The organism is Gammaproteobacteria bacterium (genome assembly GCA_017999615.1).
Classification (GTDB): domain Bacteria; phylum Pseudomonadota; class Gammaproteobacteria; order JAABTG01; family JAABTG01; genus JAGNLM01.
In genome coordinates this window covers 82,084-94,302 of record JAGNLM010000009.1, presented here as the reverse complement: position 1 = coordinate 94,302, position 12,219 = coordinate 82,084, and the positions used below count along the sequence as shown (strand labels likewise).

Sequence of the window (12,219 nt, the reverse complement as noted above, 5' to 3'; positions counted from 1 at the left end):
GACAACTATGCCTGCACCCGATACAAACCAGCGTCCTTCCCCGTCTATCCGATCGCGGCCCGTCGCCACGTTCCTTTAGCGGGCCGGCCCCCTATACTGGGCCGCTCCGCCAACCCCGTGGCACCTCCGATGACTCGCCAGGCCTCCCGCGCCCAGCAGCTACGCCAGCGCATCGCCCAGGAGGCGGCGAGGTGGCTGGTGGCGAGTGGCGGCCGCAATTTCCTGCAGGCCAAGCGCAAGGCCGCGGAGCAGCTCGGGGTCTCCGACGCCCGGCACCTGCCCAGCAATCTCGAGGTGGAGGAGGCGCTCGCGGCCTACCAGCGGTTGTTCCGGGGCGAGCGCCAGGCCGGGGAGCTGCAGCGCCTGCGCGCGGCCGCGCTCGAAGCGCTGCGGTTCCTCGGTGACTTCGCGCCGCGGCTCGTGGGGCCGGTGCTCGAGGGCACCGCGGACGCCTTCAGCGAGGTGAACCTCCACCTCTTCGCGGACTCGGTGGAGGAGGTGGGCCATTTCCTGCGCGAGCGCGGCGTCCCGGCGGCGCTGGGTGACCGGCGCCTGCGGGTCGCGGCGGAGGTCTACGTCAACCAGCCCGAATACCGTTTCCTCGCGGGCGGCGTTCCCGTGGCACTGACCGTGTTCGACCGCTGTGCGATGCGCCAGGCACCGCTCTCCCCGGTCGACGGCCGCCCCATGCGCCGGGCGTCCCTGGCTGACGTCGAGCGCCTGCTCGCGGCACCCGGGTGAGCGCGCGGCCGGTGCTTCGCGTCGCGGTTCCCGCGCCGGTCCGGGGGGCCTTCGATTACCTCTGGGAAGGGGACGGCGCGCCGCCCGCGCGGGGCACGCGGGTGCGCGTCCCGTTCGGGCCACGCACCCGCGTGGCCCTCTGTCTCGGCCCGGTGGCCGCGAGCGCGGTGGCCCCGGAGCGGTTGCGCCCCGTGGAGGCGGTGATCGACGAGGCCCCGCTCCTGCCCGCCTCGGCCCTGGGCCTGCTCGAATGGGCGGCCGAGTACTATCACCACCCCATTGGCGAGGTGGTCTTCCAGTCCCTGCCGCCCGAGCTGCGGGCAGGGCGCCCGGCGCAGGCGAAGGCGGCGCGCGGCCGGCGTGGGGCCTCGCCCACAACCCTCGCCCCCGGCTACGGCCCCGGCCCCGCGCCCACGGCGGTCGGCGCGGACAGGCCCGTGCTGTACCCCGCGCAGGAGCAGGCGGTGGCGGCGGTGACCGGCGCCCTCGGCTCCTTCCGGACCTTCCTGCTCCAGGGGGTGACCGGCAGCGGCAAGACCGAGGTCTATCTCCGGGTCATCGAGGAGGTGGTCCAGGCCGGGCGGCAGGCCCTGGTGCTCGTCCCCGAGATCGCCCTCACGCCCCAGACCTTGGAGCGCTTCCGGCGCCGCCTGCCGGCGCCCGTCGCCGTGCTGCACTCCGGCCTGACCGGGGGCGAGCGGCTGCGCACCTGGCTGCAGGCGCGCGCGGGCGAGGTACCGGTGGTCGTGGGCACGCGCTCGGCGGTGTTCGTGCCCCTGCCCCGGTTGGGCGTCGTCATCGTGGACGAGGAGCACGACCTCTCCTACAAGCAACAGGAAGGCTTCCGCTACTCGGCGCGGGACGTGGCGGTGGTGCGGGGCCAGCGCGAGGGGGTGCCGGTCCTGCTGGGGTCGGCGACGCCCTCGCTCGAGAGTCTGCACAACGCCCGGAGCGGCCGATACACGCGCCTCGTGCTGCCCGAGCGGGCGGCGGGCGCGGGCGAGGCGGCCCTCGCCGTCGTGGACCTGAGGCGCCGGCGCGTGCGCCACGGGCTCTCGGAGCCTCTGCTCGCCGCGGTCGCCAGCCGGCTCGCCCGCGGCGAGCAGGTCCTGCTGTTCCTGAACCGCAGGGGTTACGCGCCGGCGCTGCTCTGTCACGACTGCGGGTGGGTGGCCGCCTGCACGCGCTGCGACGCGCGCATGACGCTGCACCGACGGGCGGGCCTGCTGCGCTGCCACCACTGCGGCGCCGAGACCCCGGTGCCCACGCTCTGCCCGGCGTGCCACTCGGAAGACCTGCGGCCGGTCGGGGCGGGCACCGAGCGGGTCGAGACGGCACTCGGCGAGGCGTTCCCCGACGCGCGGCTGGCCCGCATCGACCGGGACACCGTCCGGCGCAAGGGCGCCCTCGAGTCCGCCCTGCGCCGGGTGTCTGCCGGCGAGGCCGACGTCCTCATCGGCACCCAGATGCTTGCGAAGGGGCACCACTTCCCCAACGTCACGCTGGTCGGTGTGATCGATGCCGACGGGGGGTTGTTCAGCGCGGACTTCCGGGCCGGTGAGCACCTGGCGCAGCGCATCCTCCAGGTGGCCGGCCGGGCCGGTCGCGGTGAGCGCCCCGGCGAGGTGCTGATCCAGACCCACCACCCGGAGCATCCCCTTCTGCGCTCGCTCCTGGAGGAAGGGTACGAGGCCTTCGCCGCGCGGGCCCTGGAGGAGCGGCGCGAGGCCGGCCTGCCCCCCTTCGCCCCCGCGGCGCTCCTGCGGGCGGAGGCGGCCGACGCGGCGGCTGCCCTGGGCTTCCTCGACGAGGCCCGGGCCCTGCTGCCGACCGGCCCCGAGGCGGCGGGGGTCCAGGCCATGGGTCCGGCGCCCTCGCCCATGGAGCGCCGGGCGGGGCGCCACCGCGCCCAGCTCCTGCTCCTGGCCGCCGGCCGGCCGGCCCTGCACCGCGTGCTCGACGGCTGGCTGCCCGCGGTGGAACAGTTGCGCCCGGGCCACGGGGTGCGCTGGTCCCTCGACGTGGACCCGCAGGAGATGGCGTGAGCGTTCCCCGCGGGGGGGCGGGCAAGTAGAATCCCTTGATTCTCTGAATACTGGACGGTGAATCGGTGAAGCACGACCTGCAACGGATGGTGGAGGCGGCCCTCGCGGCGCTGCAACGGGACGGGACCCTGCCGGCCGAGCCGCTCCCCCCGGTCCAGGTGGAACGGGCCCGCGATCCCCGGCACGGGGACTGGGCCTGCAGCGTGGCGCTCGGTCTCGCCCGGGTGGCCGGCCGCCGGCCGCGCGAGATCGCGGAGGCCATCGCGGGGCGTCTCGCGCCCGACCCCCGGGTGAGCCGGGTGGAGGTCGCCGGCGCGGGTTTCATCAACTTCTTCCTGGCGCCGGACGCGCTGCTGCACGTGGTGGGCGCGGTGCTGGCGGCGGGCGCCGCCTACGGCCGCAGCGACCTCGGGCGCGGGCGCCGGGTGCAGGTGGAATTCGTCTCCGCCAATCCGACCGGGCCCCTGCACGTGGGTCACGGCCGCGGCGCGGCCTACGGCGCGGCGGTGGCGGACCTGCTCGAAGCGGTGGGCTTCGCCGTGCACCGGGAGTACTACGTGAACGACGCGGGCCGCCAGATGGACATCCTGGCGGCGAGCGTGTGGCTGCGTTACCTGGAGCTCTGTGGCGAGGCCGTCGTCTTTCCGGCCAACGCCTACCGCGGGGACTACGTCTGGGACATCGCGGCCACGCTGCACCGCGAGCACGGTGACGCCTACCACGTGCCCGTGGCACGGGTCCTCGAGGGGCTGCCGCCCGACGAGCCGGCCGGCGGCGACAAGGAGCGCTACATCGACGCCGTGATCGCCCGGGCGCGCGAGCTCCTCGGCGATAACCGCTACCGTTTCGTCTTCGAGCTCGGGCTGAACACCATCCTGGAGGACATCCGGGACGACCTGCGGGAGTTCGGGGTCGTCTACGACGAGTGGTTCTCCGAGCGCTCCCTCTCCGAGCGCGGGGCGGTGCAGCGGGCCATCGAGCGCCTGCGGGACGCGGGACAGCTCTACGAACGGGACGGGGCGCTCTGGTTCCGCTCGAGCGCCTTCGGCGACGAGAAGGACCGGGTGGTGGTGCGCGAGAACGGGCAGACGACGTACTTCGCGTCGGACATCGCCTACCACATGGACAAGCTCGAGCGGGGCTTCGACCGGGTGATCGACGTCTGGGGTGCGGACCACCACGGCTACATCCCCCGGGTGAAGGCCGCGCTCCAGGCCCTGGGCGACGACCCCGAGAGGCTGGACGTGAGGCTCGTGCAGTTTGCCACCCTCTACCGGGGTGGAGAGAAGGTGCAGATGTCCACTCGCTCGGGCGAGTTCGTGACCCTGCGCCAGCTGCGCAAGGAGGTGGGCCGCGACGCCGCGCGTTTCTTCTACGTGATGCGCAAGAGCGAGCAGCACCTGGACTTCGATCTCGACCTCGCGAAGTCGCGGTCCTCGGACAACCCCGTGTACTACGTGCAGTACGCCCACGCGCGTGTCGCGAGCGTGCTCCGCCAGCTCGCGGAGCGCGGGCTCGAGCGTTACCCCGAGCGGGGCCTGGCGGCGCTCGGCCGTCTGACGGAGCCCCAGGAGCAGGCCCTGCTCGCGGGGGTCGCCCGCTACCCCGAGATGGTGGAGTCGGCGGCCCTGGCCCACGAGCCCCATCAGCTCGTGCACTTCCTGCGCGAGGTCGCGAACGACTTCCACGTCTACTACACCACGCACCAGTTCCTCGTGGAGGACGGGGACCTGCGGGACGCTCGGTTGGCCCTGGTGCTGGCGGTCCAGCAGGTGCTCGCCAACGGGCTCCGGCTGCTCGGGGTCTCGGCTCCCGAGGCGATGTAGGCGATGCCCCGCGACTACAAGGACTACCGGTCGACGGCCCGGGGGCGGGACCGGGGCAGGGACCGGGGGCAGCGGAAGGCGCCGCGCCGAGGGGTTCCGGGCTGGGCGTGGGGGCTCGCCGGGCTCTGCGTGGGTCTCGCGGTGGCTGCCTGGGTCCATCTGAGCGGCGACCGGCCGGTGTCCCCTGCGGCGAAGGCGCCGGCCCCGGTGCACACGCCGGTGGCGGAGTCGGGGAAGAAGGCGCCGGAGTCCCCCCTAACGGCGCAGAAACCCGCGGCGCCGGCCCCCGCGCCGAAGCCCCGCTTCGAGTTCTACACCATGCTGCCGGAGATGGAGGTGCCGGTCCACGAGCCCGGCGCCAGGGGGACCGAGACGCCCCCGGCGAAGACGACCGGCGAGACCTACATCCTGCAGGTGGCGTCCTTCCGCTCCTACGAGGAGGCCGACCGCCTGAAGGCGAACCTCTCCCTGATGGGCCTCGACGCCAGCATCCAGACCGTCACGGCCGATGGCAAGGGCACGGTCCACCGGGTCCGGGTGGGCCCCTACAGCGACATGGCGAAGGTCAACGAGGCCAAACGCCGGCTGAAGGAGTACTCCCTCGAGCCCATCGTGGTGAAGGGCAGGACCTAGGCCGTCCGGCTGCGGCGCCGGAAGAGGTGAACCAGGGCCATCCCCGCGACGAAGCCGCCGATGTGGGCCAGGAAGGCGACGCCCCCCTCCCGGGCATCCGAGAGCACGGAGGACAGGACCTGAATCAGGAACCAGAGTCCGAGGACGATGCCGGCGCTGAGGTGGGCGAGGCCCGCCAGCGGTAGCCACACCAGGACACGGGCGTGGGGGTGGAGCACGAGGTAGGCGCCCAGCACACCGGAGATCGCCCCGCTCGCGCCCACCACGGGGATGGTCGAGGTGGGGTCCGGCAGGGCCTGGGCGAGGGCGGCGATCGTCCCGGTCAGGAGGTAGAAGAGGGCGAAACGCAGATGGCCCATCGCCTCCTCCACGTTGTTGCCGAAGATCCAGAGGTAGAGGAGGTTGCCGAGGAGGTGCATCCACCCGGCGTGCAGGAACATGGACGTGAAGACGGTGGCCACCGGGGGCACCAGGGCGAGCTCGGGCGGCAGCGTCGCCTCGCCCAGCAGGCTCGCCGGGACCATCCCGAAGGCGTAGGCCGCGAGCTTCTGCCCGCGCTCGGGCAGCGAGAGCTGCCACAGGAAGACCAGCACGGCGAGGCCGAGCACGGCGTAGGTCACCACCGGCACGATCTGCGTGGGGTTCTCGTCGCGAAGGGGGATCAAGGCCGACGTCCCCGGGCGAACGAGGGCTCGCGCGCGCCCGGACCCGGCGGGTGCCGCGAGCGCGGCCACCGGGTGGGCCGGGGACCGGGGGGCGGTGCGCCACGGTGGGCCCGCTGGCGGTACACTTCGATACCGTGAAACCCGACCCAGCCCGACCGCCCTGTGTGGACTTCTTCGGCCTGGCCCGCGAGCCGTTCGCGGCGGAACCCGACCCTGCCTTCTTCTTCGACGGCCACGCGCACAAGCGGGCCCTGGCGTACCTCCGGTTCGGGCTGAGCCAGGACCACGGCAACGTCATCATCACGGGCGGCCAGGGCATGGGCAAGACGACCCTGGCACGCCGCATGGTGCGCTCGCTGCGCGCCCGTGCCCTGGTCCTGGCACAGGTCCCGGTGCCGCCGCGTGGGCTCGCGAGCCTGGTCGCGGCCGTCGGCGAGCGTTTGGGCGCGCCTCTTACCGAACTGTCCGGCGACCAGGTGCTGCCGGCCCTGAAGAGCCATCTGACCACACTGCGCCAAGGGGGCAAGCGGCCCTGTCTGGTCCTGGACGACGTGCAGTACCTCTCCGGCGCGGGGCTGGGCGAGCTCGAGGCCCTGCTCGGGCTGCGCACGGGGTCGCGCCGGCTGCTGCCCGCCCTGCTGTTCGCCGACGTGGATTTCCGTGAGGTCCTGCGGACCGCCGAACGCGCTGCCCTGCGCCACTCGATCACGGTCGCCTATCAGGTGAACCCGTTCAACCTCGAGGAGACCATTGCCTACGTGGAGCACCGGTTGCGGGTGGCGGGCTGGCAGGGCGACCCGGCATTCCTGCCCCTGGCGTACATGGAGCTCTACTTCCTCAGCATGGGGGTCCCTGGACGGATCAACCGCCTCTGTGCCGAGGCCCTGTCCCAGGCCGCCGGTCAACTCTCCCACGAGGTGAAGGCCGAGACCTTTGGTACGGCCGCGGCGAGCCTGCCCCCGGACCCGACGAGCAGCGGCGGGAGTCCCTGGTAGCGTCCCGGCCCTCCGGGCGGCCGCCGCAGGGAGGGGGCTCAGAGACGGTCCCAGCTGCCGCGCCGGCGCCGCACCGCCAGCCGCGGGAGGATCAGGCCGAGCAGCACTCCCCCGAGTGCCACGCCGGCCCCCGTGACGAACCAGTTCCGGTAGGCGGCGTTGCCGAGGGCGTCGGCCCGGGCCACGGCGGAGTCGCGGTCGGCGCGCAGGGTCTCGACCTCCCCCCGCAGCCGCTCGTTCTCCTGGGTGAGCTCCAGCGGCCGGGCAGCCGCCCGGCGCAGCGCCTCGAACTCCTGGCGCAGCGAGGTGTTCTGGGCCTGCATCGCCGCACCCGCCCGCTGCAGGTCCTGGGTCTCGGCGTTTGCGTCCCTGAGCGCCTGGTCGAGCTCGTCCAACTGGGCCTTCAGGCGGGCGGCCGCGTCCTCGGCCGCCGCCAGGCGCTCACGGGCGCTCGGCTGGTCCACGAGGAAGCGGGTGAGGACCCACCCCTCGACGCCCTTCCCGCGCACGCGGATGTGCCCCTCTTCCTCCGGCCCGAGCACCTCCACCGGGGTCCCCGCCGGAAGCATCCTCAGGATCTTGTTCTGCAGCGTCGTGCCGGTCCGCAGGGGAACCTCGAGCACGTCCGTCACGTAACGGGTCTCCGCCGATGCCGGACCGGCGGCAAGGAGACAGAGGGTCCAGAAGAGGGCTCGCTTCACGGGGCACCCCGGGGCACGCGGTTCTCGGGGGATCCTACCCCGGCACCCCGCCCGCCTCCTAGCCGCACGTCCTTCAGAGCGCCTGGCGCAGCAGTCCGCTGCGCTGCATCACGGTGGTCGCGATCTCCTCCACGGAGGTCGCGCTCGCGTTGACGCTCGGGATGCGGTAGCGCTGGAACAGGGCCTCCACCTGCTTCACCTCGCGCCGGCAGGTGTCCAGGGCGGCGTAGCGGCTGTCGGGCCGCCGCTCCTGACGGATCTGGTGCAGGCGGTGGGGGTCGATCGTGAGCCCGAAGAGCCGCGAGACGTAGGGCCGCAGGGGCTCCGGGAGCCGGCCGCGCTCCAGGTCCTCCTCCGTCACCGGGTAGTTCGCCGCGTGGATGCCGTACTGCAGGGCCAGGTACAGGCAGGTCGGCGTCTTCCCGGAGCGGGACACACCCACCAGGATGATCTCGGCCACGTCGTAGTGCTCGCAGTGCAGGCCGTCGTCGGGCTGAGCGCGTAGTGCACCGCGTCGATCCGGCGGTGGTAGGCAGGGCCCTCGACGAAGGAGTGCGCGCCGCCCACCCGTTGCGAGGAGCGCTGCGCGAGCTCGGACTCGATGCGGCCGATGAACGGCTCGAAGAAGTCCATGACGAGCGCGTCGGCCCCTTCGAGCTGCTCGCGCAGCGCGGGGTTGATGAGCGTGCTGAACACCAGGGGCCGTGCCCCGTCGCGCTCCCGGGCCTGGCGGATCTCGGCCAGGACCTCATCGAGCCGCTCGGGGGAGTACACGAAGGGCAGGGTGACCTTGCGCAGCTCCAGGTCCCCGAACTGCGCGAGCAACGCCCGGGCCAGTGCCTCGGCGCTGATCCCGGTGTGGTCCGACACGATGAAGCAGGTTCGCCTCTGTACGTCCACCGGCAGCCTCCCGAACCTTGGATCGAGCCCGACGACCCCGGGCTCCGGCGAAAACGCCAGGGGGGCGCCCCCGCTCCCGCGCGAGCCGCACCCACCCGGGGGCTGCGTCCATGCCGCGCGAGGTTGGTATTATGGACCCTCGCGCCGGCTGCGGACCCTGTCCCCCGCGAACCGGTCCCCGACCCCGAAGAGGCCCCCCATGCAACCATCCGTGCTGAGTCCCGTCCGCGAGCACCTGGCGTCCCGCATCATCGGCCAGCAGGAGCTGATCGAGAGCATGCTGGTCTGCCTGCTGAGCGATGGCCACATGCTGGTGGAGGGTGTCCCGGGGCTGGCCAAGACCACGGCCGTGAAGACCCTCTCCGAGGCCCTGGAGGGGGACTTCCACCGCATCCAGTTCACCCCGGACCTGCTGCCCTCGGACCTGATCGGGACCGACATCTACCGCCAGGAGCGCGGGGAGTTCGAGTTCAGCCCCGGCCCGCTCTTCCACAACATCCTGCTGGCCGACGAGGTGAACCGGGCGCCGGCGAAGGTGCAGTCCGCCCTGCTCGAGGCGATGGGCGAGCGGCAGATCACGGTGGGCCAGCGCACCTACGCGCTGCCGCGGCTGTTCATGGTGCTGGCGACCCAGAACCCCATCGAGCAGGAGGGCACCTACCACCTCCCCGAGGCCCAGCTCGACCGCTTCCTCATGCACGTCTGGGTGCGCTACCCGAGCCGCACGGACGAGCTCGCCATCCTGAAGCTCGACAGCGAGCAGCAGCGGCGCAACCCGCCGCGTCCATCGCGGGTCCTCAGCCAGGCCGAGATCTTCGCGGCCCGCGCGGCGGTCGCCGAGGTCTACCTCGACGACAAGATCTACCGCTACATCGTCGACCTGGTGGTGGCCAGCCGCAACCCCGCCGCGTACGACGTGGACCTGCAGCGCTGGTGCCGCTACGGCGCCTCCCCGCGGGCGAGCATCGCGCTCGCCCGCTGTGCCCGGGCGCTGGCCTGGATGAACGGCGACGAGTACGTCTCCCCCCACCACGTCCAGAAGGTCGCCCCCGACGTGCTGCGCCACCGGCTGCTGCTGACCTTCGAGGCCGAGGCCGACGGCGTCACCACCGACGACTTCATCCGCCGGCTGCTCGAGGTCGTGGCCGTTCCCTAGGCGGGGCGACCGCGGGCCTGAACCCCCTGCCGTATACTGCGACAGACATGAGCCTGCGGCCCCACCTGGACGACCTCTTCGAGCTGCGCCACCGCGCGCACGCCATCGGTCTCGCCTCGCGCCACCGCGTGGGCTCCCCGTTGAGCGGCCTCTATGCCTCCGTCTTCCGGGGCCAGGGGATGGACTACGAGGAGACCCGCGAGTACCGGGAAGGCGATGAGATCCGGAACATGGACTGGCGGGTCACTGCCCGCACCGGCGTTCCCCACCTGAAGGTCTTTCGCGAGGAGCGCGAGCGCTCGGTGGTGCTCTGCGTCGACGCCGGTCCGCACATGCACTTCGGAACCCGCGGGACCTTCAAGTGCGTGCAGGCCGCGCGGGCCGCGGCGCTCCTCGGCTGGGCCGCCACCAGCAGCCAGGACCGGGTTGGCGCGGTGCTCTACGGGGACCCGGCGACGGGGATCCGGTATTTCCGGCCCGGCCGTTCCCACGCCTCCTTCTGGACGATGCTGCGGGCACTCACCGCGACCAGCGAGCGAGGGCGGGTGGAGGGCGACGCGCTCCTGGAGGCGCTGGGGCGGCTGGAGCGGGTCGCCTCCACCGGCTTCCTGTTCTTCGTGATCGGCGACCTGAACCGGGACCCGGCGGTCCTCGGCCTGTCACTCGGACACCTCGCCCAGCGCAACGACGTGGTGCTGGTGCCGGTGGACGACCCCGCCGACCGGGACCTGCCGAACGTCGGGCGGGCGGTGTTCCAGGCCCCCGACGGCACCCGCGTCGAAGCGGACACCCACGGCGAGCGGGGCCGGCGCCAGTACCGCGCGCGCTGGGAGACCCGCCGGGAGGGGCTGCGCACGCTAGGGCGCCGCCTCGGTATCCCGGTCCTCCCCGTCTCCACCGGGGACGACGTGGAGCAGGTGCTGGCCGATGGCCTCCGGCGCCGACGCCGGGTGGGACGCTACGCCGCGGCATGAGCCCCCTGCTGCAGGACCTCCGCGACATCCGGGGGCTGGACTCACTGCCCTGGTGGCCGCCCGCGCCCGGCTGGTGGCTGGCGCTCGCCGTGCTCCTCGTCCTGCTGGGGCTGGCGGTCCTCGTGACGCGCTGGTGGCGCAACCGCGTCCCCGGCAGTTGGCAGGCGGAGGCGCGCATCCGGCTCCGGCAGCTCGAGCAGCGGCGGCGCTGGGCGGACGCGCGGACCATGGCGGCGGAGCTCTCGGAGCTGCTCCGGCGCATGGCCATCGCACGCTTCGGGCGCCGGGCCTGCGCGGGGCGGGTCGGCGATGCCTGGCTGGAGTGGCTCGAGCGCCACGACCCGGCGGGTTTCCCCTGGCGGCGGGAAGGCCGCCCGTTGATCGACCTGCCCTATGCCCCGCCCCGGGGCGAGGGCTCGGGCGAGCGGCTCCGGCCCCTCATCCGGGCCGCCCGGGCCTGGCTCGGGCCCGAGCCCCAGGGCGAAGACCACCCGCTCGGGGCGGAGGCCGCCGTGCCCCACGTGGTGGACCAGCAGGCGGCGGCGCAGGCGACCGGCCGTGTTTGAGTTCGGATGGCCCTGGCTCGGGCTGCTCCTGCCGCTGCCCTGGGTGGCCCGCCGGCTCCTGCCCCCCCGGGGGGTGGCGGTGGAGCCGTCCGCGGGGGGCGCCGAGCTGCTGCACCCGTCGGCGCCGCGGCTCGCCGAGTCCTTTACCGGCTTCGCCCCGGGCTGGGACCTGCCCTTCGGTGTGCAGAGCGCGCTCGTCGCCCTCGCCTGGGTCGGGCTCGTGGCGGCGCTGATGCGACCCCAGTGGCTCGAGACCCGCCAGGAGATGGTGAGTCCGGGCTACGACCTGATGCTCGCGGTGGACGCCTCCCGGTCCATGGAGGCGCTCGACTTCACCCTCGAGGGCCGGCGGGTGAACCGGATGGCCGTCGTGAAGGGGGTGGTCGGACGGTTCATCGAGCAGCGGCACGGTGACCGGGTGGGCCTGATCGTGTTCGGCGACGCGGCGTACCTGCAGGCACCGCTCACGGTCGACGGGGCCGCGGTGCGCGCCATGCTGGAGGAGGTCGTCCCGCGCATGGCGGGAGACGCCACCGCCATCGGGGACGCGGTGGGGCTGGCGGTCAAGAAGCTCCGCGACCGGCCCGAGGGCTCGCGAGTGCTGGTCCTGCTGACCGACGGGGAGAACACGGCCGGGAGTCTGCCCCCGATGGAAGCCGCCCGCCTGGCGCGCGAGTACGGTGTGCGGATCTACGCGGTCGGAGTCGGCAGCAAGGGCAAGGTGCCGTTTCCCGGGCCGGGCGGCCGCATCACGATGGAGGACATGCAGATCGACGAGGCGTTGCTCGCCGAGATGGCCGCCGTGACGGGTGGGGCCTTCTACATGGCCACGGACACCCAGGCCCTGGAGGCGATCTACCGGCGGATCGACGCGCTGGAGAAGACCCGCGCCGAGAGCCGCCAGACCCTGCTGCCCCGCCCCCTGTACCGCTGGCCGCTGGCGGTGGCCCTCGGGGCGTTGCTGGCGCTCGGCTGGCTGGTGGCCCGCCGGGGCGGGCGAATGCTCGGCTGAGCGCC

Annotated in this window: 11 protein-coding genes and 1 pseudogene; 9 read left to right on the top strand and 3 right to left on the bottom strand. The window is 73.4% G+C overall.

The window, feature by feature from the left end; all coding sequences use genetic code 11:
- Positions 1–129: 129 nt before the first annotated feature.
- The 4 genes from KA217_08995 to KA217_08980 all read left to right on the top strand — a co-directional run bounded on the left by KA217_08995 (position 130) and on the right by KA217_08980 (position 5,245).
- Positions 130–741: a hypothetical protein gene (locus tag KA217_08995; protein MBP7712583.1), complete on the top strand. Its 612-nt coding sequence runs from the start codon at positions 130–132 to the stop codon at positions 739–741.
- Positions 738–2,786: a primosomal protein N' gene (locus tag KA217_08990; protein MBP7712582.1), complete on the top strand. Its 2,049-nt coding sequence runs from the start codon at positions 738–740 to the stop codon at positions 2,784–2,786. The genes KA217_08995 and KA217_08990 overlap by 4 nt, the downstream gene beginning before the upstream one ends.
- A 65-nt stretch (positions 2,787–2,851) precedes the next feature.
- Positions 2,852–4,612, top strand: coding sequence for an arginine--tRNA ligase (locus tag KA217_08985; GenBank protein ID MBP7712581.1), 1,761 nt, complete (start codon positions 2,852–2,854; stop codon positions 4,610–4,612).
- A gap of 3 nt (positions 4,613–4,615) precedes the next feature.
- A complete protein-coding gene (locus KA217_08980; protein MBP7712580.1) occupies positions 4,616–5,245 on the top strand; it encodes an SPOR domain-containing protein in 630 nt (209 codons plus the stop codon).
- Here KA217_08980 and KA217_08975 read toward each other — a convergent pair.
- Positions 5,242–5,910 (bottom strand): rhomboid family intramembrane serine protease, encoded by a 669-nt coding sequence (locus tag KA217_08975; protein MBP7712579.1) that lies wholly within the window; start codon positions 5,908–5,910, stop codon positions 5,242–5,244. The two genes, KA217_08980 and KA217_08975, sit on opposite strands and share 4 nt — an antisense overlap.
- A 164-nt stretch (positions 5,911–6,074) precedes the next feature.
- Here KA217_08975 and KA217_08970 point away from each other — a divergent pair, with 164 nt between their 5' ends.
- Positions 6,075–6,905 (top strand): AAA family ATPase, encoded by an 831-nt coding sequence (locus KA217_08970; protein MBP7712578.1) that lies wholly within the window; start codon positions 6,075–6,077, stop codon positions 6,903–6,905.
- A gap of 38 nt (positions 6,906–6,943) precedes the next feature.
- Here KA217_08970 and KA217_08965 read toward each other — a convergent pair whose 3' ends face one another.
- Both KA217_08965 and KA217_08960 read right to left on the bottom strand, forming a co-directional pair.
- Positions 6,944–7,606: a TIGR04211 family SH3 domain-containing protein gene (locus KA217_08965; protein ID MBP7712577.1), complete on the bottom strand. Its 663-nt coding sequence runs from the start codon at positions 7,604–7,606 to the stop codon at positions 6,944–6,946.
- A 73-nt stretch (positions 7,607–7,679) separates the two neighbouring features.
- Positions 7,680–8,506, bottom strand: a pseudogene (locus KA217_08960) (kinase/pyrophosphorylase).
- 199 nt (positions 8,507–8,705) lie between these two features.
- On the opposite strand from KA217_08960, the gene KA217_08955 reads away from it, so the two are divergent.
- From KA217_08955 to KA217_08940, 4 genes are read left to right on the top strand one after another with little or no spacing between them, the layout of a single operon-like run.
- Positions 8,706–9,662, top strand: coding sequence for an AAA family ATPase (locus KA217_08955; GenBank protein ID MBP7712576.1), 957 nt, complete (start codon positions 8,706–8,708; stop codon positions 9,660–9,662).
- Between the two features lie 47 nt (positions 9,663–9,709).
- Entirely contained in the window at positions 9,710–10,636 is a 927-nt protein-coding gene (locus tag KA217_08950; GenBank protein ID MBP7712575.1) for a DUF58 domain-containing protein, read from the top strand.
- Positions 10,633–11,202, top strand: a complete 570-nt coding sequence (locus KA217_08945; GenBank protein ID MBP7712574.1) for a DUF4381 domain-containing protein — start codon at positions 10,633–10,635, stop codon at positions 11,200–11,202. The genes KA217_08950 and KA217_08945 overlap by 4 nt, the downstream gene beginning before the upstream one ends.
- Positions 11,195–12,214, top strand: coding sequence for a VWA domain-containing protein (locus tag KA217_08940; protein MBP7712573.1), 1,020 nt, complete (start codon positions 11,195–11,197; stop codon positions 12,212–12,214). The genes KA217_08945 and KA217_08940 overlap by 8 nt, the downstream gene beginning before the upstream one ends.
- Positions 12,215–12,219: the final 5 nt, after the last annotated feature.

Excerpts from the sequence above, each read along its gene's own strand:
- KA217_08995 (MBP7712583.1), top strand. The coding sequence starts at position 130 with ATGACTCGCCAGGCCTCCCGCGCCCAGCAGCTACGCCAGCGCATCGCC.
- KA217_08980 (MBP7712580.1), top strand. The coding sequence starts at position 4,616 with ATGCCCCGCGACTACAAGGACTACCGGTCGACGGCCCGGGGGCGGGAC.
- KA217_08955 (MBP7712576.1), top strand. The coding sequence starts at position 8,706 with ATGCAACCATCCGTGCTGAGTCCCGTCCGCGAGCACCTGGCGTCCCGC.
- KA217_08950 (MBP7712575.1), top strand. The coding sequence starts at position 9,710 with ATGAGCCTGCGGCCCCACCTGGACGACCTCTTCGAGCTGCGCCACCGC.
- KA217_08945 (MBP7712574.1), top strand. The coding sequence starts at position 10,633 with ATGAGCCCCCTGCTGCAGGACCTCCGCGACATCCGGGGGCTGGACTCA.